The 26,809-nt window shown below is 62.8% G+C and carries 26 protein-coding genes; 18 read left to right on the top strand and 8 right to left on the bottom strand.

What is annotated here, in order from left to right; translation table 11 throughout:
- On the bottom strand, window positions 1–925 hold a 925-nt coding region (locus tag DL1_RS18335), incomplete at its 3' end, for a heparinase II/III family protein (protein WP_038069069.1).
- An 84-nt stretch (window positions 926–1,009) separates the two neighbouring features.
- Window positions 1,010–2,281: an RsmB/NOP family class I SAM-dependent RNA methyltransferase gene (locus DL1_RS18330; protein WP_038069065.1), complete on the bottom strand. Its 1,272-nt coding sequence runs from the start codon at window positions 2,279–2,281 to the stop codon at window positions 1,010–1,012.
- 78 nt (window positions 2,282–2,359) lie between these two features.
- Between DL1_RS18330 and DL1_RS18325 the strand changes: the two genes are divergently transcribed.
- Window positions 2,360–2,557: a DUF1674 domain-containing protein gene (locus tag DL1_RS18325; RefSeq protein ID WP_038069062.1), complete on the top strand. Its 198-nt coding sequence runs from the start codon at window positions 2,360–2,362 to the stop codon at window positions 2,555–2,557.
- A 106-nt stretch (window positions 2,558–2,663) separates the two neighbouring features.
- On the opposite strand, the gene dapB is transcribed toward DL1_RS18325, so the two are convergent.
- The gene (gene dapB / locus DL1_RS18320; RefSeq protein WP_038069060.1) at window positions 2,664–3,473 is read right to left on the bottom strand and encodes a 4-hydroxy-tetrahydrodipicolinate reductase; all 810 of its coding nucleotides are present in this window, start codon (window positions 3,471–3,473) and stop codon (window positions 2,664–2,666) included.
- Between the two features lie 98 nt (window positions 3,474–3,571).
- Between dapB and rbfA the strand changes: the two genes are divergently transcribed.
- From rbfA to putP, 7 genes are all read left to right on the top strand, one after another.
- Window positions 3,572–3,994, top strand: a complete 423-nt coding sequence (rbfA, locus tag DL1_RS18315; protein WP_038069057.1) for a 30S ribosome-binding factor RbfA — start codon at window positions 3,572–3,574, stop codon at window positions 3,992–3,994.
- Window positions 3,975–4,730: a phosphodiester glycosidase family protein gene (locus DL1_RS18310; RefSeq protein WP_051693676.1), complete on the top strand. Its 756-nt coding sequence runs from the start codon at window positions 3,975–3,977 to the stop codon at window positions 4,728–4,730. The genes rbfA and DL1_RS18310 overlap by 20 nt, the downstream gene beginning before the upstream one ends.
- Before the next feature lie 52 nt (window positions 4,731–4,782).
- A complete protein-coding gene (truB, locus tag DL1_RS18305; RefSeq protein WP_038069056.1) occupies window positions 4,783–5,685 on the top strand; it encodes a tRNA pseudouridine(55) synthase TruB in 903 nt (300 codons plus the stop codon).
- 94 nt (window positions 5,686–5,779) lie between these two features.
- Window positions 5,780–6,307, top strand: a complete 528-nt coding sequence (locus tag DL1_RS18300) for a DUF1643 domain-containing protein (protein ID WP_038069054.1) — start codon at window positions 5,780–5,782, stop codon at window positions 6,305–6,307.
- Between the two features lie 87 nt (window positions 6,308–6,394).
- Window positions 6,395–7,450: a calcium-binding protein gene (locus tag DL1_RS18295; RefSeq protein WP_051693675.1), complete on the top strand. Its 1,056-nt coding sequence runs from the start codon at window positions 6,395–6,397 to the stop codon at window positions 7,448–7,450.
- Window positions 7,451–7,605: 155 nt separating this feature from the next.
- Window positions 7,606–7,875, top strand: a complete 270-nt coding sequence (rpsO, locus tag DL1_RS18290; RefSeq protein WP_038069050.1) for a 30S ribosomal protein S15 — start codon at window positions 7,606–7,608, stop codon at window positions 7,873–7,875.
- Between the two features lie 275 nt (window positions 7,876–8,150).
- Complete coding sequence (gene putP, locus DL1_RS18285; RefSeq protein ID WP_038069048.1) at window positions 8,151–9,596, top strand: sodium/proline symporter PutP; 1,446 nt, start codon at window positions 8,151–8,153, stop codon at window positions 9,594–9,596.
- A 68-nt stretch (window positions 9,597–9,664) separates the two neighbouring features.
- Here the strand turns inward: putP and DL1_RS18280 are convergent, their stop codons facing one another.
- Window positions 9,665–11,134: an NCS1 family nucleobase:cation symporter-1 gene (locus tag DL1_RS18280; RefSeq protein ID WP_038069046.1), complete on the bottom strand. Its 1,470-nt coding sequence runs from the start codon at window positions 11,132–11,134 to the stop codon at window positions 9,665–9,667.
- Between the two features lie 380 nt (window positions 11,135–11,514).
- Here DL1_RS18280 and pnp point away from each other — a divergent pair, with 380 nt between their 5' ends.
- Both pnp and DL1_RS21345 read left to right on the top strand, forming a co-directional pair.
- Window positions 11,515–13,650, top strand: coding sequence for a polyribonucleotide nucleotidyltransferase (gene pnp / locus DL1_RS18275; protein WP_038069044.1), 2,136 nt, complete (start codon window positions 11,515–11,517; stop codon window positions 13,648–13,650).
- Between the two features lie 78 nt (window positions 13,651–13,728).
- On the top strand, window positions 13,729–14,529 hold the full coding sequence (locus DL1_RS21345; RefSeq protein WP_074854774.1) for a glycosyltransferase family 8 protein: 801 nt from the start codon (window positions 13,729–13,731) through the stop codon (window positions 14,527–14,529).
- A gap of 311 nt (window positions 14,530–14,840) precedes the next feature.
- Here the strand turns inward: DL1_RS21345 and DL1_RS18270 are convergent, their stop codons facing one another.
- Genes DL1_RS18270 through DL1_RS18260 form a run of 3 tightly spaced genes read right to left on the bottom strand, consistent with a single transcriptional unit; the run spans window position 14,841 to window position 17,307 of the window.
- The gene (locus DL1_RS18270; protein WP_081856404.1) at window positions 14,841–15,749 is read right to left on the bottom strand and encodes a glycosyltransferase family 8 protein; all 909 of its coding nucleotides are present in this window, start codon (window positions 15,747–15,749) and stop codon (window positions 14,841–14,843) included.
- Window positions 15,750–15,760: 11 nt separating this feature from the next.
- The gene (locus DL1_RS18265) at window positions 15,761–16,645 is read right to left on the bottom strand and encodes a hypothetical protein (protein ID WP_038069040.1); all 885 of its coding nucleotides are present in this window, start codon (window positions 16,643–16,645) and stop codon (window positions 15,761–15,763) included.
- 8 nt (window positions 16,646–16,653) lie between these two features.
- The gene (locus DL1_RS18260) at window positions 16,654–17,307 is read right to left on the bottom strand and encodes a peroxiredoxin (RefSeq protein WP_038069037.1); all 654 of its coding nucleotides are present in this window, start codon (window positions 17,305–17,307) and stop codon (window positions 16,654–16,656) included.
- A 163-nt stretch (window positions 17,308–17,470) separates the two neighbouring features.
- Between DL1_RS18260 and DL1_RS18255 the strand changes: the two genes are divergently transcribed.
- The 5 genes from DL1_RS18255 (at window position 17,471) to DL1_RS18235 (ending at window position 21,715) form a co-directional block, all read left to right on the top strand.
- The gene (locus DL1_RS18255; RefSeq protein WP_038069035.1) at window positions 17,471–18,907 is read left to right on the top strand and encodes an aldehyde dehydrogenase family protein; all 1,437 of its coding nucleotides are present in this window, start codon (window positions 17,471–17,473) and stop codon (window positions 18,905–18,907) included.
- Window positions 18,908–19,036: 129 nt separating this feature from the next.
- Entirely contained in the window at window positions 19,037–19,825 is a 789-nt protein-coding gene (locus DL1_RS18250; RefSeq protein WP_038069077.1) for an exodeoxyribonuclease III, read from the top strand.
- 92 nt (window positions 19,826–19,917) lie between these two features.
- Window positions 19,918–20,832 (top strand): tetratricopeptide repeat protein, encoded by a 915-nt coding sequence (locus DL1_RS18245; protein WP_038069032.1) that lies wholly within the window; start codon window positions 19,918–19,920, stop codon window positions 20,830–20,832.
- 26 nt (window positions 20,833–20,858) lie between these two features.
- Window positions 20,859–21,497, top strand: a complete 639-nt coding sequence (locus DL1_RS18240; protein WP_038069029.1) for an LON peptidase substrate-binding domain-containing protein — start codon at window positions 20,859–20,861, stop codon at window positions 21,495–21,497.
- Window positions 21,494–21,715 (top strand): Trm112 family protein, encoded by a 222-nt coding sequence (locus DL1_RS18235; protein WP_038069027.1) that lies wholly within the window; start codon window positions 21,494–21,496, stop codon window positions 21,713–21,715. Before DL1_RS18240 ends, DL1_RS18235 begins: the two co-directional genes overlap by 4 nt.
- Here DL1_RS18235 and DL1_RS18230 read toward each other — a convergent pair.
- On the bottom strand, window positions 21,712–22,938 hold the full coding sequence (locus DL1_RS18230) for an FAD-dependent monooxygenase (protein ID WP_038069074.1): 1,227 nt from the start codon (window positions 22,936–22,938) through the stop codon (window positions 21,712–21,714). The two genes, DL1_RS18235 and DL1_RS18230, sit on opposite strands and share 4 nt — an antisense overlap.
- A gap of 82 nt (window positions 22,939–23,020) precedes the next feature.
- On the opposite strand from DL1_RS18230, the gene DL1_RS18225 reads away from it, so the two are divergent.
- From DL1_RS18225 to DL1_RS18215, 3 genes are all read left to right on the top strand, one after another.
- Complete coding sequence (locus DL1_RS18225) at window positions 23,021–24,337, top strand: amidase (RefSeq protein ID WP_038069024.1); 1,317 nt, start codon at window positions 23,021–23,023, stop codon at window positions 24,335–24,337.
- A 121-nt stretch (window positions 24,338–24,458) separates the two neighbouring features.
- A complete protein-coding gene (locus tag DL1_RS18220; protein WP_038069022.1) occupies window positions 24,459–25,637 on the top strand; it encodes an aminotransferase class I/II-fold pyridoxal phosphate-dependent enzyme in 1,179 nt (392 codons plus the stop codon).
- A gap of 12 nt (window positions 25,638–25,649) precedes the next feature.
- The coding region (locus tag DL1_RS18215) for a DNA translocase FtsK 4TM domain-containing protein (RefSeq protein ID WP_211250643.1) at window positions 25,650–26,809 on the top strand (1,160 nt) is incomplete at its 3' end.

Here is a 26,809-nt window from a genome sequence, read left to right as displayed (position 1 = left end):
CCAGCGCCATCGGCTCGCGCCGGACGCCGCGGATGCCGGTGGCCGAGAGCGCCGCGTCAAGCCGCCCTTCCAGCCCGCGCCCGCCGCCATGAAACCGCGCAAGCCCGCCATCGGAATGGCGCAGCGCGCGCAAAGTCGGGGCGATCCGCGCGATGGCATCGAGGAGCGCGCCCGGCGGGGTGCGCCCGGCGACATCCAGCGCCTCTTTGGCCCAGTTCAGGAGCGTGAGCACCTCGAGCAGTTCTTGCGGGTTGCGCGAGGCGATGGCGCCCTCGGGATCGATCCGGGTGGCGCATTCGCGGGCCAGAGCCTCGATTGCGGGGGCGGCATGCGCCTCCATGCCGGTGAGCGAGAGCCCGGCATAGATCAGCCCGGTCAGTGCCTCAAACCGGGGCAGGCCGGGCGATGTGGAGCGCCAGCGTTGCGACAAAAAGATCGTCTGCTGGCCCATCGCCCGGAAAAACCGCTCGGAATCGGCGCGGTCGCGCCCGTTGAGCACCAAGATCGCGTGGTTAATCCAGCGGATCAGGCGACATCCGGTGAGATCGGGGGTCCAGCCGGGACCAGCACCACCGCCAAACCTGTCGATCCAGCCAAACACCCATTGCTGCGCGCGAATCCGGGCGGCGCGGTCGCTGACCGCCGCCAGATCGTCAAGCCAGCCGCAGCCATGCAGGGCCTCCTCGAAGGTCGCATCGGGCATCGGCAGATCCCAGATATTCGCCTCGGGGCTTTCAATGAGGTAGCCCGCAAACAGGAAATTGCCCTGCACCAGCTGACGGCCCCGCGCGAAGGAGCCGATGGTGCGCGGCTCGGGCTGGCTGACAAAGCCGGTGGCCGGGCGTGCACGCGCGGCGCGCGCCGCCGCAAGACGGTTGAGCGCGGTGCTCAGTTTTGCCGATGAACGGGAGCTGTCCTTGCTCATACCTGTATCTCGAAGGCCCTTATGCCGGGGATGAGCGTCACGTTACCCAGCCGCGGCACCCCTGTCACCGGTCCCGCGTGAGGATCAGCGGGAGCGTTGCAGACGGGCCATGTAGAACCCGTCCATGCCGCCCAGCTCGGGCCAGTGATCGGGGCGCAGACGCAGCCCGCCCTCAGGTGTGATCCATGCAGGATCAAGGCCCGGCAACTCGGGCGGACAGACCTGAAGGTCGGGGTGACGGCCAAGCGCCGCCTCGATCTGGGCCTCGCCCTCTTCGGGCAGCAGCGAGCAGGTCGCATAGACGAGCGCGCCGCCCGGGGCCAGCCAGTCCAGCGCCCGGTCGAGCAGCGCGGCTTGCAGCGCAAAGAGCGGCTTGATCGCAGGTCCGTCCTTGACGAAGGGCAGGTCGGGATGGCGCCGGATCGTGCCAGTGGCCGAGCAGGGCGCATCGAGAAGGATCGCATCGAAAGGGGCCTCGGGCGTCCAGTGCAGCGCATCTGCGGCGATCACCTCGGCCTCAAGCCCGGTCCGCGCGAGGTTCTCGGCCAGACGCGCAAGGCGGGGCTCGGAGATATCGAGCGCTGTGACCTGCGCGCCCATTGCCGCAAGCTGCAAGGTCTTGCCGCCCGGCGCTGCGCAAAGATCGAGCGCCCGCGCCCCCGGCTTGGGAGCCAGCAACCGGGCCGGCAGAGACGCGGCGGCATCCTGCACCCACCAATCGCCGCTCTCAAAACCGGGCAGATCGGTCACCTTGCCCTGCGCGGCCAGCCGCAGGGAGCCCGTGGGCAACACCTGCGCGCCCAGCCGTTCGGCCCAGTCCGCCAGATTGCCCTTCAACGTCAGATCGAGCGGCGCGCCCGCCAGATGCGCCGCTTCCATCGCCTGAGCGGCGCGCTTGCCATGCTGCGCCATCACGCGCCCGCGCAGCCAGCCCGGCATCTCTGGCGCGGGCAGCTCGGCCCAAAGCGCGCCATCGAGCGCCACTTTGCGCAGCACCGCATTCACCAGCCCGGCGAAGCTTCCGGTCTTCGGCCCCGCCGATTTCGCGAGCGTCACGGCCGCATCGACCACGCCATGCGGGGCCTGTCCCTCCGCCAGCAGTTCCACCGTCGCAAGCCGCAGTAGCGCCATGATATCGGCCGAAGGTTTGCGCCGCAGATGGGTCTTGAGCACGCGGTCCGCCCGCGCGAGATTGCGCAATGTGGTGAGCGCGAGCCGCTGTGCGCGGGCGCGCTGTGCAGGCTCCAGCCCGTCGAGCGCATCCTGCGCGATCTGGTCGCTCAGGCTCTCGCGCTCTTCGGTGACGCCGATGATCAGGCCGAGTGCTGCGAAACGCGCGGGGTCTGGACGTGCCATTGGGATCGGGTCTCGATGCTTGTTGCGGATGGATCAGCGGCCTATATCATGGCTGCGCCCACAGACAAGGAATGACCGATGTCAGAGCACTCGCCCGATCAGCCCGCCTCTGAGCGGGACCTGCCCCCCGCCGCTCAGCGCGCGCTTGCCGAGGCCGAAGAGCGCCGCCGTGCTGCGCAGGCTCAGGCGCTGCCCCCCGAGCTGGGCGGGCGTGATGGCCCCGAACCGGTGCGCTTTGGCGATTGGGAGAAAAAGGGCCTCGCGATCGATTTCTGAGATCATCGGCCCCGGGGGCTCTGCCCCCACCTGCCAAAACCAAGGGGTTTTGACAGTCCCCCGGGATATTTGGGCCAAGACGAAGGGGGCCGGTTTGGGGTGTCTCTCAAAGGCCCAGAACGTCCAGCATGTCATATTCGCCCGGTGCCTTGTCCTGCCCCCAGAGGGCAGCCTTGAGCGCGCCGCGCGCGAAAATCGCCCGGTCGGTTGCGACATGGCGCAGGATCAGGCGCTCGCCCTGTCCGGCAAACAGCACATCATGCTCACCCACGATATCGCCGCCCCGGATGGCGGAAAAGCCGATGGCACCGGGGCTGCGCGCACCGGTAATCCCGTCGCGACCCGATTCGCTGTTTTGCGTCAGAGCGATGCCCCGACCTTCGGCAGCGGCCTCGCCCAGCATCAGCGCGGTGCCAGACGGGGCGTCGACCTTGCGGTTATGATGGGCCTCGATCACCTCGATATCCCAATCGGCATCCAGCGCCTGCGCCACTTTCTTCGTCAGCTGCGTGAGCAGGTTGACCCCGAGGCTCATATTGCCCGCCCGCACGATCACCGCATGGCGTGCACAGGGAGCCAACTGCGCGATATGCGCCTCGGTCATGCCGGTGGTGCCGATGACATGGGTGAGGCGTGCCTGTGCTGCGAGTTTGGCAAAGGCGACCGTGGCGTCGGGGGCGGTGAAATCAATCACTGCCTGGGCGCCGGAGAATGCCTCGAGCGGGTCATCGGTGACGATCACCCCATTGGCGGCCCCGCCCATCATCTCGCCCAGATCGCGCCCGATCCAGTCATGACCTGTGCGCTCGACCGCGCCCACCAGCCGGGCCTTGCCGCTTTCGTGCACGATGCGGATCAGCATCTGGCCCATCCGGCCCGAAGCCCCGGTGATCACGATACCCGGCAAGTCGCTCATCTGACGTCTCCTTCACGTTTGAGCGCTATCTAGCCCCTCAGGGGCGGCTTGGCAAAGCCCCCGTTGCACGGAGGCGCGAGAAGCCCTATGTGAGCGCCATGGCAAAGAACCGTTTCACATCGGCCCGCGGGCCCTCGCAGCGCCAGCTTCGCATGGGCGAGCTGATCCGGCGCACATTGTCGGATCTGTTGATGCGCGGCGATGTGCACGATCCCGATCTCAATCGTATCTCGGTGACCGTGGGCGAAGTGCGCTGCTCGCCCGATCTCAAGGTGGCCACGGCCTATGTCACCCCTCTGGGCGGCAAGGGCGGCCCGGAGCTGATCGCGGCGCTCGCGCGCAACAAGGGCGAGCTGCGCCATCTTCTGGGCAAGGAGATGACCGCGAAATACGTGCCCGATCTGCGCTTCCGGCTGGATGAGACCTATGATCAGATGGACGAGACGCGGCGGCTCTTCTCTGACGAAACGGTGCAACGCGATATCGCGGCGCCCGAGAGCGATGAAGACGATCTCGATTAAGGCCGCGCTGGCGGTCCTCGCGCTTTGCGCAAGTCCGGCGCTGGCCCAAACGGCCACGCCCTGCCAAGACACGCCGTTCGAAGGCCTCACCTATACGGTCTGCAAGGTGAGCAGCGATCAGGATGTCGAGCTGTTTCTCAAAGATGACAACGACAATCTGATTGGCACGCCTGAGCGGCTGCAAGCGGTCCTGCCCGCCGACAAGCAGCTTGTCTTTGCGATGAACGCGGGCATGTATCACCCCGACCGGGCGCCCGTGGGGCTGTTCATCCGCGACGGTCAGGAGATCCATAAGATCGTCACCTCCGAAGGGCCGGGAAATTTCGGACTGCTGCCCAACGGGGTTTTCTGCATCGGCTCCCAGTTCTCCGTCATGGAATCGCGCGCTTTCGCGGCAAACCCTCCGACATGCCGCTATGCCACGCAATCGGGGCCGATGCTGGTGATCGATGGCAAGCTGCACCCGGCCTTTGTCGCCGACAGCAGCTCGCGCAACATCCGCAACGGGGTGGGGGTGAGCGCCGATGGCAAAACCGCCTATTTCGCGATTTCCGATGCGCCGGTGACGTTTCACGAATTCGCCCGCTTTTACCGCGATGTGCTGCACACGCCCAATGCGCTCTATTTCGACGGCAAGATCTCGCGCTTGACGATCCCGGGGCAGGGGCGCGAGGATCTGGGCCTTCCAATGGGGCCGATCGTGGCGCTGATCGCACCAAAATCCGCTGCCAATTGACGCCGGTCGCGTGCCGCGCTAGCAGGCCTCTTTCGACAGGTGAGGGACAGATATGGCTCGCAAAAAAGGGCGCGACATTTCCGGCTGGCTGATCGTGGACAAGCCTGCGGGCATCACCTCGACATCGGTTGTGAACAAGGTGCGCTGGGCTCTGGGGGCCAAGAAGGCGGGCCATGCGGGCACGCTCGATCCGGCGGCGACCGGGGTGCTGGCGGTGGCGCTGGGCGAGGCGACCAAGACCGTGCCCTTCATCACCGATGCGCTCAAATGCTACCGATTTCAGGTGCGGCTGGGGGCTGCCACGAACACGGATGATGCCGAGGGCGAGGTGATCGCGCGCAGCGATCTGCGCCCCAGTGATGCGGAGATCGAACACGCTTTGACGCGCTTTCAGGGCGATATCTCGCAAGTTCCGCCGCAATTCTCGGCCGTCAAGGTGGAAGGCGAGCGCGCCTATACCCTCGCGCGCGCAGGCGAAGAGATGGAGCTGGCCGCGCGCCCGCTTTACGTCGAAAGCCTCGTGACCTGCGGACGCCCCGATGCGGATACGCTCGAATTGGAGATGGTCTGCGGCAAAGGCGGCTACGTGCGCTCCATCGCGCGTGATCTCGGTCAGGCTCTGGGCTGCCTTGGCCATGTCCTGTGGCTGCGGCGTGTCTGGTCGGGCCCGTTCAGCGCTCAGGCGGGCATGACGCTCGAGCAGATCGAAGCACTTGCCCGGACCCCGGAGCTGGACGCGCATCTGCTCCCGCTGGAACTGGGGCTGGACGACCTGCCGGAACTCAAGGCAACGCCCGAAGGGGCCGCGCGCCTGCGCAATGGCAATCCGGGCATGGTCCTGCATTCGGATGTCGACTGGGGAGATGAGGTCTGGGTCAGCCATGCGGGCACCCCCCTTGCCGTGGGCATCTACAAATCCGGCGAGGTCCACCCGTCGCGCGTGTTCAACCTGTGACCCTGCGTTTCACCTTGCCCAAATACCTCCGCCGGAGGCATCCGACCGCAGTGTCGCGCGGCAGGTGTCCCGCGACGCCACACGGAGGCCACCGATGATCACCCGCGAATATGTCAAAGGCGACGCGCCTTCGGTTGCGGTCTATTCGGATTGCGAAAAATATCGCTATCTGCTGACCCGGATCTGGGATCCGTCCCGACCGCGCGCGCTCTTCATCATGCTCAACCCCTCGACGGCCACCGAGGTGCAGAATGACCCGACCGTAGAGCGCTGTGAGCGTCGGGCGCGGACCTTGGGATTTGGCGGCTTTCGCGTGACCAATATCTTTGCCTATCGCGCGACCGACCCGAAGGTCATGCGCGCGCAAGGCGATCCGGTCGGGCCCGAAAATGACGCAGCGATCCGGGACAGTCTGGACTGGGCGAGTGGTCCCAACGACCAGATCATCTGCGCCTGGGGCGCGCATGGGGCGCATCTTGAGCGAGGTGCTGCCGTCGCGGCGTTGTTGCGCGCAAGCGGGCGGGATCTGCATCATCTCGGGCTGACCAAGGCGGGCGCACCCCGCCATCCGCTCTATATCGCCTATGACCGCCAGCCCGAGCTGTGGCGCTTCGAGATTTGAACCCTGTTAACGCTTTATCCCTTTTACGCTAGGGAAAACACGATCTCTGCGGCTAAACTCACACCCAGTTCGAGAGGGGTGAGTGGTATGTTGTTTTTGTCTGGCTTGCTGGGCCTTTTGGTCGCGGGGACCTCTGCGGGCATGCTTGCGTTTCACACCGAGACGGAGACGGAGGATGCGCCGTCCGAGGCTCAGCTCGAGGCAGAGGGCGAGCCCTCGGAGGCCGGTGATCTGCTAGACGCGGCGCTGTTTGACGCGCCTTCGGAGGCTGGCCTGTCAGAGGTGTCGGCGGGCGAGGAGGCCGTGGCGCCGACGGCGTCCCCAGAGGCGTCCGATGCCGATGATATCCTATGGGGCGATCTGTCCGATGATGTGATCGCAGGGGCTGCGGGCGAGGATCAGATCGCGGGCTATAGCGGCGATGACGGGCTTTTGGGTGAGGAGGGCGATGACCGCCTCTTTGGCGATGACGGCGACGATCTGCTCTCGGGCGGTGACGGGGCGGATACGCTGTCGGGCGGCGCGGGCGACGACTCTCTTGAAGGCGATGCGGAGGATGATTGTCTCACCGGCGGTCTTGGCGCGGATACCCTGTCGGGCGGCGCGGGGGCGGATCTGCTCTCGGGCGGTGCCGAGGCGGATCTGTTGATCGGGGGCGTGGGCGATGACACGCTCACCGGCGATGCGGGCGACGACACTCTGATCGGAGAGGCGGGCCATGATGAGCTGACCGGCGGGGCGGGTGATGACGTGATCTTTGGCGCGGATCTCTCAGGGGAGACCGCGCCGGACGCGGATGCCGATCTGCTCAACGGTTGTTCGGGTGCGGATACACTCGTGATCGGTTCGGGCGACTGGGCGCATGGCGGCGAGGAGGGCGATCTCTTTGCGCTCGGGGACTGGATCGACCCCGGCGCGCCCGCGACAATTGCGGATTTCACCGCGCAGGAGGATCAAATCACGGTGGTCTTTGATCCGCAGGTCACGCCCGATCCGGTGCTCAGCATCGAGCCCTCCGAGACGCATGAGGCCGCCAATTGGATCTTGCTGGACGGGGTGCGGCTGGCCGAGGTGCTCGACGCACCGGGGCTCCTCGCGCGCGATGTGATGTTGATGCCCGCGCAGCAATTTGGCCTGGGCTGATGGCCCCGCGCGCCGCAGATCCCGCAAAATAAGGCTTTTCTTCGCGTCGATTCGCGTCTATACGCGCCCATCCGCTTTGACCGGGCGGAGACCTATGGACCCTGCTGGACGACATCCCGGCTTGCGCCCCAACCTTTAAATTCAAGGAGATCCCGATGTCGATCACTGTCGAAGACAAGAACGCGCTGATCAAAGAATACGCCACCAAAGAAGGCGACACCGGTTCGCCCGAAGTTCAGGTCGCGATCTTGACCAAGCGCATCGCCAACCTCACCGAGCATTTCAAAGAGCACAAGAAAGACAACCACTCGCGTCGTGGTCTTCTGATGCTCGTCGCGCAGCGCCGCAAGCTGCTCGACTACGTCAAAGCTAAGGATGTGTCGCGCTACCAGTCGCTCATCGAGCGCCTCGGCCTGCGCCGCTAAGCCCTCAGGCTGATACGAAAACAAACGCCCGCCTCTGCAAAGAGGCGGGCGTTTTGCATGTTTGACTGTGCAAAAGGCGAAATTTCAAGAAGTCGAATGGGCCAAATCTCGCCTTTTTGTGGCGAAATGACCTAAAATTCAGGATTTCATGGACGCTTTAACTTAAATTGGTGACGGGGAGGTCAATTCCCCTGTTTTTCCTTCGATTTGCGACGTTTTTGTGTAACGACTCAAGGTAGGTAAACAAACCAAAAACAGCCAACTTGGAGGAAGACATGGGAGTAGGCGTCTGGATCAGCCTGACGGCATATTTCGTGCTGATGATCGGCATCGGGGTATACGCTTGGCGAAAATCAACAGCTAACTCTGAGGAATATATGCTGGGCGGGCGCAACCTGCCGCCCGCAGTCGCGGCCCTTTCAGCGGGCGCGTCGGATATGAGCGGCTGGCTGCTGCTGGGGCTGCCCGGTGCGCTGTTCGTCTCGGGGCTCACGCAAAGCTGGATCGGTATCGGCCTGTTCGTCGGGGCCTTCGTGAACTGGATCGTCGTCGCCCCGCGTCTGCGCGAGCAGACCGAGCGCTATGACAACAGCCTCACGATCCCCGGCTTTCTTGGAAACCGCTTCCCGAGCCAAGCGCATCTTCTGCGCATGGTCTCGGCTGTGATCATCGTGGTGTTCTTCGCGGTCTACACGGCCTCGGGTCTTGTGGGCGGCGGCAAGCTTTTCGCAAGCGCCTTCGGCGGCAGCTACATGACCGGCGTGATCCTCACGCTCGGCATCGTTCTGATCTACACGGTGATCGGTGGCTTCCTCGCCGTGTCGCTCACGGACTTCGTGCAGGGCTGCATCATGATGCTCGCGCTGGTGATCATGCCGATCGTGATCTTGACCACCGGTCAGGGCGGCGGCGTCGATCAGGCGGCGAACCGTCTGACCGATATCGATCCGAACTTCTTGTCTATGACAAGCGGGCTGACCTTCATCGGCTGGCTCTCGGCAGTCGCCTGGGGGTTGGGCTATTTCGGTCAGCCCCATATCATCGTGCGCTTCATGGCCGTGCGCTCTGTCGCGGATGTGCCGAAAGCGCGGAATATCGGGATGGCCTGGATGGCGATTTCGCTGATTGGCGCAATCTGCGTCGGGATCTTCGGGCGCGCTTATGCGGAGCGTAACGGGCTCAACATCGCCGATCCCGAGACGATCTTCATCGTGCTCTCGAACCTGCTGTTCAATCCGCTGATCACCGGTTTCCTCTATGCGGCGCTTCTAGCGGCGATCATGTCGACGGTGTCGAGCCAGCTTTTGGTCTCGTCCTCCTCGCTGACGGAGGATTTCTACAAGATGGTTCTGAACCGGGACGCGTCCGACAAGACGCTGGTGAATGTGGGCCGGCTTGCCGTGCTCGCGGTCGGGATCGCTGCGGTGATCATCGCGCGCAATCCTGACAGCAAAGTGCTGGGTCTGGTCTCCAACGCTTGGGCAGGCTTCGGTGCGGCCTTCGGTCCGCTCATCATCCTGTCGCTGACATGGAAGCGGATGACGGGTCTTGGCGCTGTTGCGGGCCTCGTCGTGGGTGCTGTGACCGTGATCTTCTGGATCTCGTTCATGAGCTTCACGGGCATCTATGAGATCATCCCGGGCTTCATCGCAGCCTTCATCGCGATCATCGTGGTGAGCCTTGCGACGACGGATAAGGGCGAGTTCCGCCCGCTAGCGTAAGCGCGCATCGCCGCCAAAATACAAACGGCCCGCCAAGCAATTGGCGGGCCGTTCTCATGTCGCGGTGATTACTCTGCCGGGCCGGGGGCTTCGGCCGCGATAGCCGCCATCCGGTCACGCATCAGATAGACATGCGCAGCTCCCCCCAGAAGCGCGCCGAAGATCCAAGCAAAGCCCGAAAGCGCATGCAGGAAGGGCACGTAGACCGTCGCAACCGAGAACACGGCCCCAATGGCAAAGGCGATCATGGCCCGCTTGTTCCAGCCGTTCTGGTAGTAATACTCGCCAGAGGGCGGCGTCGTGAACAGCGCCTGCAGGTTCAGCCGGGATTTGTGGACCAGATAGTAATCGGCCACCAAGATCCCATAGAGCGGGGCCAGCACGGCGCCCAGCGTATCCACGAAAATCGCGATCCCCATCTTCGAGATCAGCACCAGCCATAGCGCGCCGATGAAAAACGCGATCCCGGCGGTGATGAACCCGCCCGTGCGCGCCGAGATCTTGGACGGCGCGAGATTGGCAAGGTCATAGCTGGGCGGGATGAAGTTCGCGACGAGGTTGATCCCCACGGTCGCGCCGAAGAAGGTGGCAGCCGCGATCAGGGTCAGAAAAACGTTATCGACCTTGGCGACCATGTCGGAGGGGTTGGTCAGGGTCTCGCCAAAGATCGCCATCGTGCCTGCGGTGATCCACATCGCGAGAAAGCTGAACACGGCAAGGCTCACCGGGAGGCCCAACAGGTTGCCCAACTTCATCGCGCGCTCGGTTTTCACGAAACGCGAGAAATCGCCGTAATTGATGATCACGGCGGCGAAATAGGCGATCATCGTGCCCACAACGCCCAGGAAGGCAGTGAGCCCACCGCTTTCGCCGTCCGCAGGCGAGAAGATCGAGCCTAGGGCCGTAAACAGCGCATTGCCCGCCATGAACCAGATATAGAGCGCCAGCGCGATCATCACGAGATAGACCAGCGGACCCGCCCAGTTGAGGAACTTGGTGATCCAGTCGATCCCGCGCAAAAACAGCGCGACCTGAAACGCCGAGACGAAGATATAGGCGATCCAATCCATCGCGGTCAGCCCGAGGAAGGTCCCGCCATCCTTGCCGCCGAAGATCGCGTACAGCAGCATCGCAACGGCGGTCGAGGCAAAATAGGTCTGCACCCCGTACCAGAAGATCGCCACGATCCCGCGCACAAGGGCGGGGAAATTCGCCCCCTTGATGCCCATCGCGGCGCGCGCCATCACCGGGTAGGGGATGCCGTATTTCACGGACGGTTTGCCCGTGAGATTGACCAGCCCCATCACGATCAGCCCGGCCAGAATGATCCCTGCAAAGACCCACCAACCGTTCAGGCCGGAGGACACGAACAGGGTTGCGGCAAGCGTGTAGCCAAAAAGCGACTGGATGTCGTTCGACCAGACGTTGAAGATCTCGAAGGCTCCCCATTTGCGCGCAGAGGGTTTGAGCGGTGCGAGATCCGCGTTGTAGAGCGATGGATGCCCATCGACGATGGTGAAATGCTCTTCGGATGCCATGCGGTCCTCCTTCTACGTCTGGTGAGCGATTTCTGAACTCTGCGCCGTGTATCCGACTCTCGCTATGCGTTTTTTTAGGGGGCATGCGTGATTTCACACGGCACGCTCGGATTTTGCGCCGCATTGCTGAGAGGCTGGGCGGTTTGCGAAGATTTCGATTGCGCGATCTCTGGCTGAGACTTGCCTTTTCCGGGTCGTGGGAGGCGAACTCATCGCTTCCCAAACCCCTTTTTTTGCTGTATTGCGCTGCCATCTGTGACGTGACGCCCAAAGCCCCCGGGCACATGCGACTTAGGATTGGGGGCGGCGGCAATGGGGCCGCCATGAAAATCGGGAGACACGGGATGGGCCCGTGAGTGCTCCCAGACAGGATATGTTGAATGTTCAATACCGTAAAAAAATCGATCCAGTGGGGCGAAGAAGAGCTCACGCTGGAAACCGGCAAGGTTGCGCGTCAGGCGGACGGCTCGGTCATCGCCACTCTGGGCGAGACCTCGGTCATGGCCAACGTGACCTTTGCGAAGGCACCCAAGCCCGGCCAGGATTTCTTCCCGCTGACGGTGCACTATCAGGAAAAATACTACGCTGCCGGTAAAGTTCCGGGCGGCTTTTTCAAGCGTGAAGCGCGCCCGTCGGAAAAAGAGACGCTGACTGCGCGTCTCATCGACCGTCCGTGCCGCCCGCTCTTCGTTCCGGGCTTCAAGCATGAAGTGCTGGTGATGTGCACCGTTCTCAGCCACGATCTCGTCAACGAGCCCGACATCGTCGCGATGATCGCAGCTTCGGCGGCTCTGACCATCTCGGGCGTGCCCTTCATGGGTCCGATCGCGGCGGCGCGCGTTGGCTTCTCGGATGGCGAATACATCCTGAACCCCGAAGTCGACGACATGCAAAAGCTGCGCGAGAACCCCGAGCAGCGGCTCGATCTGGTTGTCGCAGGCACCAAAGATGCCGTGATGATGGTCGAATCCGAAGCCTATGAGCTGTCGGAAGCCGAGATGCTGGGCGCTGTGAAATTCGGCCATGAGGCGATGCAGCCGGTGCTCGACCTGATCATCGATCTGGCCGAAGCTGCGGCGAAAGAGCCCTTCGATTACACGCCCCCGGATTACTCGGAGCTTTATGCTGCCGTGAAATCCATCGGCGAGACCGAGATGCGCGCCGCCTTTGCCCTCAAGGACAAGCAAGAGCGCACCAATGCGATCTCGGCTGCCGTGGCTTCGATCAAGGAAAAGCTGAGCGAAGAGCAGCTTGAGGACGCGAATCTCGGTTCGGCGATCAAGAAACTCGAAAGCTCGATCCTGCGCGGCGACATCATCAACGGTGGCGCGCGTATCGATGGCCGCGACAACAAGACCGTGCGTCCGATCGTCTCGGAAGTCGGCATCCTGCCGCGCACCCATGGCTCCTCGCTGTTCACCCGTGGTGAAACGCAGGCGCTGGTCGTGACCACGCTTGGCACCGGCGACGATGAGCAGATCATCGACGCGCTGCATGGCAATTCGCGCTCGAACTTCTTGCTGCATTACAACTTCCCGCCCTACTCGGTCGGCGAAGTGGGTCGCGTCAGCGGTCCGGGTCGTCGTGAAATCGGCCACGGCAAACTGGCATGGCGCGCGCTTCAGGCTGTTCTGCCGGCGGCAACCGACTTCCCCTACACGATCCGTGTCGTCTCCGAGATCACCGAGTCCAACGGCTCGTCCTCGATGGCATCGGTCTGCGGTGGGTCGCTGTCGATGATGGATGCGGGCGTTCCGCTCAAAGCACCGGTCGCCGGTGTGGCAATGGGTCTGATCCTTGAAGAGGACGGCAAATACGCCGTTCTGACCGATATCTTGGGTGACGAAGATCACCTTGGCGATATGGACTTCAAAGTGGCCGGGACCGAGAACGGCATCACCTCGCTGCAAATGGACATCAAGGTCGCAGGCATCACGCCCGAGATCATGGAGCAGGCGCTTGCGCAGGCGAAAGATGGCCGGATGCACATCCTTGGCGAGATGAACAAAGCCCTGTCGGCTGGCCGTCAGGAATTCTCCGCCCACGCTCCGCGCATCGAGACGATGCAGATCCCGACCGACAAGATCCGTGAAGTGATCGGCTCGGGCGGCAAGGTGATCCGTGAGATCGTCGAAGTGTCGGGCGCCAAGGTCGACATCAATGACGATGGCATCATCAAGATCGCATCCGCCAATGGCGAGGCCATTCAGAAAGCTTACGACATGATCCATGCGATCGTGGCGGAGCCGGAAGAAGGCAAGGTCTATACCGGCAAAGTCGTGAAGCTCGTCGATTTCGGCGCCTTCGTGAACTTCTTCGGCAAGCGTGACGGCCTCGTGCATGTCAGCCAGATCGCCAACAAGCGCCTGAACCACCCGAGCGATCTGCTCAAGGAAGGTCAGGAAGTGAAGGTCAAGCTTCTGGGCTTCGACGATCGCGGCAAGGTGCGCCTTGGCATGAAGATGGTCGATCAGGAAACCGGCGAAGAAGTCGCGCCTGAGAAAAAAGAAGACTAATACCTTTTCAAGGTAAGCTTATTTGTACAGATTGAAGGGACCGGGAGTTTTCCCGGTCCTTTTTTGACGAGAGAGCCAATGAAAGCTTTTTATTTCGTAACGGATGAGGCTTGTGCGGATGTCGCGAGCGCGCAAGCCGTATGGCTCACAAAGCTCTGGTCGAATGTAGATATTCATTTGTTTATTGAACGCAGAAACCGTGAATCATCTATTCGTGAAATGCGTTCGCCCCAGATATACTACCACTATGATAAATTAAGTGCTTTTTTGCCCGAAGGATTGCCGGGTTCTAAAGCATGGCCGAATGTCGTTTACCTTCGTCTATTTGCTCCGCGCCTTTTAAAAGAATATTCGCGGCTTTGTTATTTAGACTCAGATGTCCTATGCCTTCACGCTGATCCTGCCTTTTGGGAAGTCCCGTTGCAATCCGGACTTGGTATGGTCAGTGATTACGATGTCCATCAGAATCCTCCACCTGATATGTCGCATATGACACGCGACGCTTGGTTGGACGCCATCGGAGTCAGCTCAGGACGTTATGGGAACTCTGGCGTTTTGCTGATCGACCCAGCTGTGTTTTCCAACTATTGCGTAGAGAATGCTCTGCCGGAGTATTTCGAGAAACACCCGCAAGCCAATCGCTATGATCAGGATTTTTTAAACTCTTATCTGGATGGCCAATGGACAGAATTCGGGCCGCGGCTAAACTACCAAGCCGGGTTACAGTCTTTGGGTTATGAGCGGATAATAGATCCCGTTTTTATACATTTTTGCCGCCACATGAAGCCTTGGCAAAAGGCAGACCCTCGGTGGATTGCACCTTCAGACCCTCGTTTTTTCGAGATCTATGCGCAAGTTTTTTTGCGAATCTGGATTTGATATTGCAAATTTTGCGAAATCATTTCCCATCTCAAAGATCGCGGCTATGCGGTATTGGGTTCGAAGTAAACTCACAAGGATCGGCGTTCAATCCGGACGCGAAAGACGGCTTCGGGCGGAATGGGTCGCGAAAGCGGAATTTTTTCACAGCTACGTCAATGCAGCGCTCGCTGAGGCACGTTTCGGAGATGAGAACGGCAGGACGTCCATCCCGAAATCGGATCTCAGGCCGAGTTTCGACGGGCGCTATTTGTATATGCCGACCGATGGCGAGCGCACCTGTCCTTGAAATACAGATCCGGTCAAGGCTGTCAGGAGCCAAAGCGCGACAGTTCTTTCGCGAGCACCGCGGCATCACGGCGATAAAACCACGCTGCACGGCTGCGCCGAGATAGAGGGTTCCGTCTGAGCGTTTTCCACGGCTTGTTTGGTCCGTGGAAATGAATGATCGCGTCCGGTTGCGCAGCAATTTCCTCCGCTCCGCCACCAAGCGCCTTACTTTGACGGCGTTGTTGCGCGGTGCGCGACCACGAAGAGTTCCAAGCCGGGTTGAGTAGGTGAACCTGCCCTGAGAAAACATTGTTCAGATGGTCCTGATCTCCCCAAGGACAAGCTGACGCGCGCAACACGTCCTGCATTGCATTCAGACGTGTCACGTCCGCGCAGATCGCATCGCAATCCAGCAGCAGGACACCGGAATTGAAATACTCGGAAATATCATCGCGACCGAGCAGGCCGCGCAATTCGTCAATGCGGTTCTGTTTCTTTTCGGGCGCGCCTTCGAGACCACGAGCGCACCATTTTGACACCACGAAGTCGCGTACAGCCGCGATGGGTTTTCCGTCGATGTCGAGGTCAAACAAGGGGGCCAGATCGCGGGTTACCCGTGTGTCTCCATCGATGTAGAGGACGCGTCCGGAGATATGGCTGGGAATGAGCAAGCGCCCCATTGCTGCGCCGGAAATATGATCTGTGGGGCTCGTCGCATCCGCGAGTTCGGCGCGATCCAACTCGCGACACTGTAACGTAACAGCGGGATTTGTTTGCTCCGACAGTTTCCTGACCGTCTGCCACTCGCTTTCGGTCAGGCCCTCGCCCCAGAAATGCAGAGTGCCGGGCCGCGACAGGTGACGCAGAATGCCCCATGCCGTGAAGAGAGTTGGTCCAAAGAGCCCTCTATCCGTAACGAGGGCAAAGCTGGGCGTCGCGGAATTGAGCATTTGAGACCTAACTAATCTAACCTGTTTGAAAATTGATATCCAATCTCCAGCAGCGCGGAAACCTGCGAGTAGCAGGCGAGGGCGATGCCCTGCGCCTCGGCTTCGCTTCTGGCCAGCGCAAAGCCTGACAGGATCCGGTCCAGACCGCTGACGATCCCCGAGGCGGCGCTGTGCCCCTCGGTTTCGTAAAAGCGCGGGCTGTTGGCATTGCCAAGGTCGATCCCGGCAAATCCGATCTTGGCGGGGCGGGCCGCGAGGGCGAATTGCAGCGCGCTGAACGCCACCGTGCCTGCGGGGACAACGCCACGGGCCGGATCGCGCGAGAGCGCGGCCTCGCCGTCGCGGCGCAACACATCGCCAAGCGTCGGATCATCCAAACTCCGGCGCCGCGCGTGGGCGGGTTTGAGGATATTGTCGATCAGACCGACACGCCGGTCGCGCAATGCGTCGGGATGCAGGCTCAATAGCGCGCGGATCGCGCCCGGAGACAGCAGCCACAGGCAATCGGCAGGGGCTGTGCGCAGCATCTCGGCATGACGCCAGACGAAGCGCTCATCCTCGACCGCGATTGCCAGCGGTGCGATCCGATCCGCGACTGAGATCGCCCCGTTGAGCAGGATCGCGGAGCGCTCTGGCAGACGCGTCAGATCCTGAGATTTGAGCGAGGGGCCAGAGCCGATCAGCGTGATCTCGGGCAGCCCTGCGGGCAGGTGCGCAGGCTGCAGTGTCACCGCCTCGCGCCCCTTGTAGATCCCGTGCCCGACACCGTTTGCGTCGCGCACAAGGCGCAGCCCCGGCCAGAGATCCTGACCATGGGCGCGGGCCCTCCCTGCGAAGAGGGAGAAGCCGAGTTTGACCATCCGGCGTGCGAATGGGCGGTCCGAGCGGACCGTCATGGGCGCGCTCAGCCCGGAAGTTTCACGGTGCGCAGATAGGGCAGCTTGGTGTCCACTGCGCCATATTTCGCCTCGCCATCCTCGGTCGAGACCGACAGCGCAAGGATCACGTCCTGACCCGGCACCCAGTTGGCAGGCGTCGCAAAGGGCGCGCCATCGGTGGCCTGAACGGCATCGAGCGCGCGCAGGATCTCGGCAAAGTTGCGGCCCACCGACATCGGGTAGGTCATGGTCAGACGCACCTTTTTATCCGGCCCGATGATGAAGACGGTACGCACGGTTGCGCTGTCGGCGGGGGTGCGCCCGTCGGGCATATAGGCCTCGGCGGGCAACATGTCATAGGCTTTGGAGACCGTCAGCGAGGTGTCATCGATGATCGGGAAATTCGCAGGCGCGCCCGCGACCTTCTCGATATCGGCTTTCCATTTCGTGTGCTCGGAGACCGAATCGACCGAGACGCCCATCACTTTGGTGTGGCGCTTTTCGAACTCCGGTGCGAGTTTTGCGACGGCGCCAAACTCGGTCGTGCAGACGGGGGTGAAATCCTTGGGATGCGAGAACAAGATCGCATAGTCACCGCCGAGCCAGTCGTGAAACTTGATCTCGCCGGACGTCGAATCCGCGGTGAAATCGGGGGCAATATCGTTGATGCGCAGGCCCATGGGGTCCCTCCAGTCGATGTGAATTAACCTTCGTGTCCCGATATAATCCCTGCACCAGCACCATGCCAGCCTGAGAGCCGTCTTTTTGAATTTGAGCGCGTGCCGCTTGCGCCGCCCCGTGCAGAGTGACAGGCTTCGCGCGAACTGACGTCAGGAGGCGAGAATGATCGAGAAACGCGCGTTTTACATCAATGGCGAATGGGTCGATCCCAAGACGGCTCGCGATTACACGGTGATCGATCCGGCCACCGAAGATGGATGTGCCATCATCTCGCTGGGGGCTGAGGGCGATACCGATGCCGCCGTGGCCGCTGCGAAAGCCGCCTTGCCGGGCTGGAAGGCGACCGATCCCGCCGAGCGCATCGCCGCTGTCGAGCGGATTGCTGAGATCTATGACCGCCGCGCCGATGAGATGGCGCAGGCGATCAGCCTTGAAATGGGCGCGCCGATTGATCTGGCGCGGCGCAATCAGGTGGGCTCGGGGAGCTATCACATCGCCAATTTCCTGACCGCCGCCAAGGAATTCCCTTGGGTGCATGCGCTTGGGGACGGCACGCCCGGCGCGATGATCGCGCATGAGGCGATTGGCGTCGTGGGGCTGATCACGCCGTGGAACTGGCCGATGAATCAGGTCACACTCAAGGCGATCCCGGCGATTCTTGCGGGCTGCACGATGGTGTTGAAACCCTCTGAAGAAGCGCCGCTCTCTTCGCTTCTATTTGCCGAGCTCGTCGATGAGGCGGGTCTGCCGCCGGGTGTGTTCAACCTTGTGAATGGCGATGGCGCGGGCGTGGGCACGCAGCTTTCGACCCATCCCGATATCGAGATGATCTCGTTTACCGGCTCCACCCGCGCGGGGCGGGCCATTTCGAAGGCGGCGGCAGAGACGCTCAAGCGGGTGACGCTGGAGCTGGGCGGCAAGGGCGCCAATCTGATCTTTGCGGATGCCGATGAGGATGCGGTCGCGCGCGGTGTGCGCAGCTGTTTCCAGAACTCGGGGCAAAGCTGCAACGCGCCGACGCGGATGCTGGTCGAGCGCCCGATCTATGACCGCGCTGTCGAGATCGCGCGTGAGACCGCCGAGGCCACGCAGGTTGGCAACCCGCGCGAGTCCGGGCGCCATATCGGCCCGGTCGTGAATGCCGTGCAGTTCGACAAGATTCAGGGCTTGATCGAGACCGGGATCAAGGAAGGCGCCAAGCTGGTGGCCGGTGGTCCGGGCCGCCCCGAGGCGCTCAATCGCGGCTTCTATGTGCGCCCGACGGTCTTTGCCGATTGCGATCCCTCCATGACGATCATGAACGAGGAGATCTTCGGGCCGGTGCTGTCGATCATGCCCTTCGAGACCGAAGAGCAGGCGATCGAGGTGGCGAATGCGACGCCTTATGGGCTGACGAATTACCTGCAATCGGGCGATGGCGCGCGGCGCAACCGGCTGGCGCGGGCGCTGAACTCTGGCATGGTCGAGATGAACGGTCAAAGCCGCGGCGCGGGCGCTCCCTTTGGCGGGGTTGGCGCTTCGGGCCGGGCGCGCGAGGGCGGTCGCTGGGGCATCGAGGAGTTCTGCAACATCAAATCCATCGCGGGCTGGGCCGAATAAGGGGGGCTCTGCCCTCGTCTCCCTCGCGGGAGCCTCCTCCGGGATATTTGGATCAAGAGGAAGGAAGGGCGGTTGCGCAGGCAGCCGCCCTTCGACATGATCCGCGCAAATCTGGATTTGGAGAGGCTCATGGCGTTTACCTTGGCAACCTGGAACATCAATTCGGTGCGGCTGCGCGAGGCGCTTGTATGCAAGCTGCTCTCCGAGGAGGCGCCCGATGTGCTGTGCCTGCAGGAGTGCAAAAGCCCGGTCGAGAAGATCCCGACCGAGGGGTTTCGCGCTTTGGGCTACACCCATATGGTTGCGCGGGGGCAGAAGGGTTATAACGGCGTGGCGATCCTCTCGAAGCTGCCGCTGCAAGAAGTGGGCGCGCATGATTTCGCAGATCTCGGCCACGCGCGCCATGTCGCGGCGCAGCTTGAGAACGGCGTGACGATCCACAATTTCTACGTCCCCGCGGGGGGCGATATTCCCGACCGCGCGGTGAACGAGAAATTTGGCCAGAAGCTCGATTACCTCACCCAGATGCGCGATCATTTCGCAGCCGAGCGGCCTGCGAAGTCGATTCTGGTGGGCGATCTCAACATCGCGCCGCGCGAGGATGATGTCTGGAGCCATAAGCAGTTGCTCAAGATTGTCTCGCACACGCCCATCGAGGTCGAACATCTGAATGATGTGATGCAGGCAGGTGCCTGGGTCGATGTGACGCGACAGGATATTCCCGAAGGCCAGCTCTATTCGTGGTGGAGCTATCGCGCGCGCGACTGGGATGCGGCGGATAAGGGTCGCAGGCTGGATCACGTCTGGGCCACGCCCGATATCGCGACGGCGGCGCATGGCTCGCGGGTGCTGCGCGATGCGCGTGGTTGGGAGCAACCCTCCGATCACGCCCCAGTTTTCGCGAGTTTCGATCTATAAGCGGTGAACCCCCGACTTGCGCAATTCGGTTTGCGTTTCTCCGGGCGAGGGCCATATAGGGGACACATCCTGCGAGAGTTTGGGAGACAATGATGCTGGAACTTGGTGGCACTCAAGACGCGACCCCCGCGAACGATCTGATTAAGGACGTGACCGAGGCCGATTTCATGGCCGAGGTGATCGAGAAATCGCAGACCGTGCCGGTCATTGTCGATTTCTGGGCACCGTGGTGCGGTCCGTGCAAGCAGCTCGGTCCGGCAATTGAATCCGAGGTCGTGGCGGCCAAGGGCGCGGTGGTTCTGGCCAAGGTCAATGTCGACGAAAATCAGATGATCGCGGGGCAGCTGCGCGTCCAGTCGATCCCGACTGTCTATGCGTTCTGGCAAGGTCAGCCCGTGGATGGCTTTCAGGGCGCGTTGCCTGCCTCCGAGGTCAAGGCATTCGTGGCGAAAGTCGCCGAGATGGGCCCCGGTGCCGATAACGGTCTGGCCGATGCGCTTGAAGCGGCCGAGGCAATGCTGGCGGAAGGCGAGGCTGAGGATGCCGCCGAGACCTTTGCTGCCATCATTGAGGAAGATCCCGATCTGGTCGAGGCCCATGGCGGTTTGATCCGCGCCCGCGTGGCGCAGGGCGATCTGGATGCGGCAGGCGCGGCACTGGCGGCCGTCCCGCCCAAACTGTCGGATGCGGGCCCCGTCGAGGCGGCGCGCGCGCAGTATGATCTGGCCAAGCAGGCGCAATCCGCAGGTCCGCTGGATGAGCTGAAAGCCAAGGTCGAAGCCGATGCCACCGATCATCAGGCGCGCTTCGATTATGCGCAGGCGCTTTACGCGGCGGGCGAGCCCGCTGCGGCGGTCGATCAGCTTCTCGAATTGTTCCGGCGGGACCGCGAATGGGACAATGAAGCGGCCAAGACCCAGCTCTTCACGATCTTCGACGCGCTCAAGCCAAGCGATCCGATCGTACAGGCAGGGCGGCGCCGCCTTTCTTCGATGATATTTGCCTGACAGGTCTTCAGACCTATGTCGAATATATGATCAAGAACGTCGACTTGCCCGACACAGTCCCACTTTTTCCGTTGCCCGGAGCGCTGTTGCTGCCCCGGGCCCGGCTGCCTCTGCATATTTTTGAGCCGCGCTATCTACAGATGGTCGAGGATTGCATGAAGACCCCCCATAGGTTGATCGGAATGATCCAACCTTTGAAAGGGCCTGAGGGACAAGATCAGCTTAATGCCATTGGCTGTGCCGGGCGTCTGACCGGGTTTTCCGAGACCGAGGATGGGCGCTATATGATCACGCTGGCCGGGGTGTCGCGGTTTCGGCTGCTGCGCGAACAAGAGGGGTTTACGCCCTATCGCTGCGCCAAGGTGAACTGGGCGCCCTTCGCGCGCGATCTTGGCGCCGCAGAGCATGATAAAGACTTCGACCGCGCGGCATTCTTTGGGCTGCTCGAGCGGTTTTTCGTCTCGCAAGGGCTCGAAACCGATTGGGAGTCGCTTGAGGATGCGGATGACGAGCTGCTGATCAATTCTCTAGGGATGCTGTTGCCGCTGGATCCAGAAGATAAGCAGGCCTTGCTGGAGGCGCCCTGCCTGACGACCCGGCGTGAGACATTGATGACGCTGATGGATTATGCGCTGCATGGCGGGACCGAGGACAAGCTGCAATGACCGATGAGGATGAAAAGGCCGGAGCGCAAAGCGCATCGGCGCGCCCGCTCTTTGCCCGCCAGATGTTGGAGGCTTTGGTTTGTCCTCTGACCCAAACGGTGCTGAGCTATGACGCCGAGGCGCAGGAGCTGATTTCAAACGCCGCGCATCTGGCCTTTCCGATCCGGGGCGGCATCCCGATCCTGCTTGAAGACGAGGCGCGCAGGATCGACGATTAAAGCGCGCGGCCTTGCAAGAGGCGGGGCAGGGGGCCTGAGAGGCCCGCCGCCTGCCGCATGAAGCCACGCCGCAATCCGGGCATCGCCTGCACCATCCCCATCCCCAGATCACGCCCCAGTCGCAGGATAGGATTGTCGTTCGAAAACAGTCGATTGACGCTATCCATGCCAAGCGCGAGCGTGGTTGAATCAAAGCGGCGCCAGCCTTGGTAGCGCTCTAGCACATCCAGCGCGCCGATATCTTCGCCGCGGCGGCGGGCCTCGGTGATCACCTCGGCAAGCGCTGCCACATCGCGCAGCCCAAGGTTCAGGCCTTGGCCTGCGATCGGATGCACGCCATGGGCCGCATCGCCCACCAGTGCCAGACGCGGGCTGACATAGAACCGCGCCAGAGTGAGATTGAGCGGATAGCTGAAACGTGCCCCGGCCAGAGTTATCTCGCCTAGGAAATCGCCAAAGCGCGGGCGCAGGATAGCCATGAAATCCGCATCGTCCAGCGCCATGATGGCGCGTGCGGCCTCGGCGCTCTCGCTCCAGACGATAGAGGAGCGATTGCCCGTCAGTGGCAGAATCGCGAGCGGCCCCGAGGGCATGAAGACCTGATGGGCCACGCCATGATGCGGTTGCGCGTGCTCGAGGGCGGTGACCAGCGCTACCTGACCGTAATCCCAGCCTTCGCGCAAAATCCCGGCCCGTTCAGCCACCCCCGAACGCCGCCCATCGGCGCCCACCAGCAGCCGCGCGCGCAGGCGCTCCCCGCTCGACAAGGTGGCGGTGACGCCGCCCGGCTCGACCTCTTGGGCGGTGACCTGCGTGTCGTGGATCAGCGTGATCGCATCCGAGGCCTCCATTGCCTCCAGCAGGGCACAGTAGAGAAAACGGTCCTCCAGCATATAGCCGACCGGGCTTTGATCGAGCTCGCGAGAGTCGAAATGCAGCATCAGCGGCGAGATGCCCTCTCCGGCATGGCCGTCGCCCGCCTTGACCTCCATCATCGGCTGCGCGGTCGGCGCGAGCGCCTCCCACAGGCCAAGCGCGCTCAGCAGCTTTTGCGAGGCGATGGCCAGCGCATAGGCGCGCCCGTCGAAATCATCGCTCGCGCGGGCGCGCGCCGGGGCCGCATCCACCAGCGTGACGCGATGGCCCGCAGAGGCCAGAGCCAGAGCCAGCGTCGGGCCGTTCAGCCCGCCGCCCACGATTAGAATATCGGTATCGTATGTCATGGTGCTTACTATGGCCGCGCGCACGGGATTGTCCATGTGGTGCAGTGTCGTTAGCGTGAGGAAAACGGGCAAGGAGACACGGATGGAATGGCGTCTGGCAGGAGCGGCCGAGCAGGGGCGGGCAATCGCGGCAGGAGAGCTCGATCCGGTGGAGCAGGTCGAGGCCTATCTGTCTGCGGCTGACGCATCCGAGAATATCTATGCGCGTATGACCGCGCAGCGCGCCCGCGACGAGGCAATGGCGGCCCATCAGCGCGCCAAATCCGGTCGTCGGTACGGCGCGCTCGACGGTGTGGCGCTGAGTTGGAAGGATCTTGTCGACACGGCGGGCGTGGGCACCGAAGCTGGCTCGCGGCTGCTCAAGGGGCGGGTGCCGGAGGCCGATGCCGAGGCGCTGCGCGTGGCGACGCTGGGCGGGGCGGTCTGTCTGGGTAAGACCCATATGACCGAGCTGGCCTTTTCCGGTCTTGGGGTGAACCCGATGACCGCGACGCCGGGGAATATTCACGATCCGGCTTTGGCGCCCGGTGGCTCGTCCTCTGGCGCGGCGCTTTCGGTCTCGCGCGGGCTCGCGGCGGCGGCGATCGGCTCGGATACCGGGGGATCGGTGCGCGTGCCTGCGGCGTGGAACGATCTCGTGGGGCTCAAGACGACGCATGGCAGGCTCTCGCTGCAAGGGATCGTGCCGCTCTGTCGCCGTTTTGATACGCTGGGGCCGATCACTCGCAATGTCGAGGACGCAGCCCATGTCTTGGCGCTTCTCGAGGGGCGGCCCGTGCCCGACCTGCGCGAGACCAGCCTGCGCGGCAAACGGCTTTTGGTGCTCGAAGGCTTGGCCTTCGATCAGGCGCGCGAAGCGCCGGTGCAGGCCTTTGAGGCTGCCGTGGCGCGGTTGGAAAATGCTGGCGCGATCATCGAGCGGCGCGGCTTGTCGATGGTGGAGGCGGCGGTGGGGCTTTCGGGCGTGCTGTTCTCCCCCGAGGCCTATGGCGAATGGAAACACGAGATCGAGGCCGCGCCGGACAAGATGTATCCGGTCATTCTGGAGCGCTTCCGGACGGGGCGCGATGTGCTGGCATCGGACTATCTGGCAGCCTGGCATGCGCTTGAAGGGTATCGGGCGGAATATCTGGAACAGACCGCGCAATATGACGCCGTGCTGGTGCCCACCGCGCCGATCCTGCCGCCCAATACCCAAAAGCTGCTGACCGACCGGAGCTATTTCGAGACCGAGAATCTGCTCGCCTTGCGCAATACCCGGATCGCGAATGTGCTGGGGCTGTGCGCGCTGACCCTGCCGACCGGGACGGCGTCTTGCGGGCTTTCCCTTCTGGGCGCGCCGATGAGCGAAGATCGCCTGCTGAGACTGGGGATGGCCGCCGAGTCGGCTCTCGTCTGAAAAGCCACAGTGTAATTCGTCAAGTCCCCAAATGCGCTGAGTTTTTCTGGACGAACGGCGATCCGTTTTGTAACCTGTCTCACAATACGGAGCGCCAGAGACTCCGAACCATGAGGCACAGATGGATTTTCCCGAGCGGTTTTCGAACCTGCCCGAATATGCATTTCCGCGTTTGCGGGAGTTGCTTGATTCGCACGCCCCCGGCGGCGAGCCGCTTGCCATGTCCATCGGCGAGCCGCGTCACCCTATGCCTGCTTTCGTGGGTGAGGTCTTGGCGCAGAGCGTTGCGGAATTCGGCAAATACCCGGCCAATGACGGCACGCCCGAATTGCTTGCCGCGATCTCGGACTGGCTGAAGCACCGCTACAAGGTCGATATCGGCCCGGATCGGATCATGGCGCTCAATGGCACCCGTGAAGGGCTGTTCAACGCAGCGCTTGCGCTCTCGCCCGAGACCAAGCGTGGCAAAAAGCCCGTCATTTTGATCCCGAACCCTTTCTATCAGGTCTACGCGGTGGCGGCGGCAGCCGCCGGGGCCGAACCGGTTTTCGTGCCCGCAAGCGCTGAGACGGGCTTTTTGCCTGATTACGCAAGCCTGCCCGCCGAGGTGCTCGACCGGGTGACGATTGCCTATCTGTGCTCGCCCTCGAATCCGCAGGGTCGGGTCGCCTCGCGCGCCTATCTGACCGATCTGCTGGCGCTGGCCGAGACGCATGACTTCCGCGTCTTTGCCGATGAGTGCTATTCCGAGATCTGGCGTGAGGCCCCGCCGCCCGGCGCCGCCGAAGTGGCCGCCGAGATCGGCACGGATCCCGAGCGGGTGGCGATCTTTCACTCGCTCTCGAAACGCTCGAACCTGCCGGGGCTGCGCTCGGGCTTTGTCGCCAGCGGGCCGCGCAACATCCGCGAGATCCGCCGCTTGCGGGCCTATGCCGGTGCGCCCTTGCCGCTGCCCATCCAGCGCGTCTCCGAACGGGTCTGGCGCGATGAGGCGCATGTCACTGAAAACCGCAGGCTCTATGCCGAGAAATACGCGATTGCGGGCAAGATCTTTTCCGGGATCGACGGGGCGGATCTGCCGCAGGGCGGCTTTTTCCTGTGGCTGCCGGTGGCCGATGGCGAGGCCGCGGCGCTCAAGCTTTGGCAGAAGACCGGCATCCGGGTGCTGCCGGGCGCCTATCTGGCGCGGGACGTGAACGGGTTCAATCCCGGCAAGGAATTTATCAGGGTGGCTCTGGTCGCCCCAAAAGAAGAAACGCAGCGTGCGCTCACTGAGCTGCGCGACTGCCTTTACGGTTGAGGACGGTAGGTTATGGCATCTTATCAGGTACGACAGCGCGATCCGCTTTTCGATCAAGATACGCAAGCGGTACTGGAACGACGCGGTAAGGAGCTGGTGGGCGCTCTGTTGGTGCTCGCAGGCGTTTTGGCTGCAATGATGCTATTTTCCTACACGCCTGAAGATCCAAGCTGGATGGCTGCCTCCGATGAGCCGGTGCAAAACTGGCTGGGCCGGATCGGCGCGGGCATTGCCTCGCCGCTTTTCGTTATCATCGGCCATGGCGCGTGGCTGTTGCCCGCCGCGTTGCTGGCATGGGGCGTGCGCCTGATCACCCATCATGGTGAAGAGCGCCTTGTGTCCCGGATGATCTTCTTCCCGATCGCTGTGGCCACGGCTGCCGTCTATGCCGCGCTGCTCGTGCCGGGCGCGCAATGGGGTCAGGCCTTTGGTCTTGGCGGGCATTTCGGCGATATGATCGCAGGCTCGCTGCTGGGGATCGTCCCGGTCTCGGGCTCGATTGGGCTCAAGCTGTTCTCGCTGGTACTGGCGGGCGTGATGCTGGCGATCTCGTGCTATGTGCTGGGCTTCACGAAACCCGAGCTGCGCGCGATCACCCGCTTCATGTGGTTGGGCACGGTCGCCGTCTATGTCGGCATCATGAACCTTCTGGGCCGGGGCGCGAGTGCGTCGGTCAATGGCGCACGCCTTGCCGCCGAGCGCTCGCGTGAACGCCGGGCCGCTGCGATGGAGCGCGCCGCCGAGCTGGCTGCGTGGGAAGAGCAGCAGGTAATGGAAGACGATCACTACTATGCGCCCGAGGTGGAAGCACCGCCCGCGCGCGGCTCGTTCCTGTCGCGCATTCGTCGTCCGGCCGAGCCGGAATATGACGCCTATAGCCCGACGCCTGAGCTGTTCGAAATGGAACCGGATTGGGAAAACATGCCGCAAGAGGCGCCGAGCGATGACCGGATCCGCGCGCGCATCTCGCAGGCTGTGCAGAACCGTAAGGTCGCTGCGGCGGCACACGATTATGCCCCCGCGCCCGAGCCCTATCTCGCCCATGATCTGCCCGAGATGATGGAAGAGCCCGAGCCGCCGCCCGCACCGCCCTCGGTGCTGGCTGCTGTCGCCAAGCGTCTGGCGCGTCCGCAGCGTGCCGCGCAGGCAGCGCCCGAGCCGCGGCCCGAACC

Origin of the sequence: Thioclava dalianensis (genome assembly GCF_000715505.1) — a bacterium.
GTDB lineage: Bacteria > Pseudomonadota > Alphaproteobacteria > Rhodobacterales > Rhodobacteraceae > Thioclava > Thioclava dalianensis.
The sequence above is the reverse complement of the archived record's forward strand: the minus strand, read 5'-3'. Positions and strand labels throughout refer to the sequence as shown.

What these genes read in the sequence shown, in the direction of transcription:
- DL1_RS18330 (WP_038069065.1), bottom strand. Translation starts at nt 2,281, where the DNA reads ATGGCACGTCCAGACCCCGCGCGTTTCGCAGCACTCGGCCTGATCATC.
- DL1_RS18325 (WP_038069062.1), top strand. Translation starts at nt 2,360, where the DNA reads ATGTCAGAGCACTCGCCCGATCAGCCCGCCTCTGAGCGGGACCTGCCC.
- dapB (WP_038069060.1), bottom strand. Translation starts at nt 3,473, where the DNA reads ATGAGCGACTTGCCGGGTATCGTGATCACCGGGGCTTCGGGCCGGATG.
- rbfA (WP_038069057.1), top strand. Translation starts at nt 3,572, where the DNA reads ATGGCAAAGAACCGTTTCACATCGGCCCGCGGGCCCTCGCAGCGCCAG.
- DL1_RS18310 (WP_051693676.1), top strand. Translation starts at nt 3,975, where the DNA reads ATGAAGACGATCTCGATTAAGGCCGCGCTGGCGGTCCTCGCGCTTTGC.
- truB (WP_038069056.1), top strand. Translation starts at nt 4,783, where the DNA reads ATGGCTCGCAAAAAAGGGCGCGACATTTCCGGCTGGCTGATCGTGGAC.
- DL1_RS18300 (WP_038069054.1), top strand. Translation starts at nt 5,780, where the DNA reads ATGATCACCCGCGAATATGTCAAAGGCGACGCGCCTTCGGTTGCGGTC.
- DL1_RS18295 (WP_051693675.1), top strand. Translation starts at nt 6,395, where the DNA reads ATGTTGTTTTTGTCTGGCTTGCTGGGCCTTTTGGTCGCGGGGACCTCT.
- rpsO (WP_038069050.1), top strand. Translation starts at nt 7,606, where the DNA reads ATGTCGATCACTGTCGAAGACAAGAACGCGCTGATCAAAGAATACGCC.
- putP (WP_038069048.1), top strand. Translation starts at nt 8,151, where the DNA reads ATGGGAGTAGGCGTCTGGATCAGCCTGACGGCATATTTCGTGCTGATG.
- DL1_RS18280 (WP_038069046.1), bottom strand. Translation starts at nt 11,134, where the DNA reads ATGGCATCCGAAGAGCATTTCACCATCGTCGATGGGCATCCATCGCTC.
- pnp (WP_038069044.1), top strand. Translation starts at nt 11,515, where the DNA reads ATGTTCAATACCGTAAAAAAATCGATCCAGTGGGGCGAAGAAGAGCTC.
- DL1_RS21345 (WP_074854774.1), top strand. Translation starts at nt 13,729, where the DNA reads ATGAAAGCTTTTTATTTCGTAACGGATGAGGCTTGTGCGGATGTCGCG.
- DL1_RS18270 (WP_081856404.1), bottom strand. Translation starts at nt 15,749, where the DNA reads ATGCTCAATTCCGCGACGCCCAGCTTTGCCCTCGTTACGGATAGAGGG.
- DL1_RS18265 (WP_038069040.1), bottom strand. Translation starts at nt 16,645, where the DNA reads ATGACGGTCCGCTCGGACCGCCCATTCGCACGCCGGATGGTCAAACTC.
- DL1_RS18260 (WP_038069037.1), bottom strand. Translation starts at nt 17,307, where the DNA reads ATGGGCCTGCGCATCAACGATATTGCCCCCGATTTCACCGCGGATTCG.
- DL1_RS18255 (WP_038069035.1), top strand. Translation starts at nt 17,471, where the DNA reads ATGATCGAGAAACGCGCGTTTTACATCAATGGCGAATGGGTCGATCCC.
- DL1_RS18250 (WP_038069077.1), top strand. Translation starts at nt 19,037, where the DNA reads ATGGCGTTTACCTTGGCAACCTGGAACATCAATTCGGTGCGGCTGCGC.
- DL1_RS18245 (WP_038069032.1), top strand. Translation starts at nt 19,918, where the DNA reads ATGCTGGAACTTGGTGGCACTCAAGACGCGACCCCCGCGAACGATCTG.
- DL1_RS18240 (WP_038069029.1), top strand. Translation starts at nt 20,859, where the DNA reads ATGATCAAGAACGTCGACTTGCCCGACACAGTCCCACTTTTTCCGTTG.
- DL1_RS18235 (WP_038069027.1), top strand. Translation starts at nt 21,494, where the DNA reads ATGACCGATGAGGATGAAAAGGCCGGAGCGCAAAGCGCATCGGCGCGC.
- DL1_RS18230 (WP_038069074.1), bottom strand. Translation starts at nt 22,938, where the DNA reads ATGACATACGATACCGATATTCTAATCGTGGGCGGCGGGCTGAACGGC.
- DL1_RS18225 (WP_038069024.1), top strand. Translation starts at nt 23,021, where the DNA reads ATGGAATGGCGTCTGGCAGGAGCGGCCGAGCAGGGGCGGGCAATCGCG.
- DL1_RS18220 (WP_038069022.1), top strand. Translation starts at nt 24,459, where the DNA reads ATGGATTTTCCCGAGCGGTTTTCGAACCTGCCCGAATATGCATTTCCG.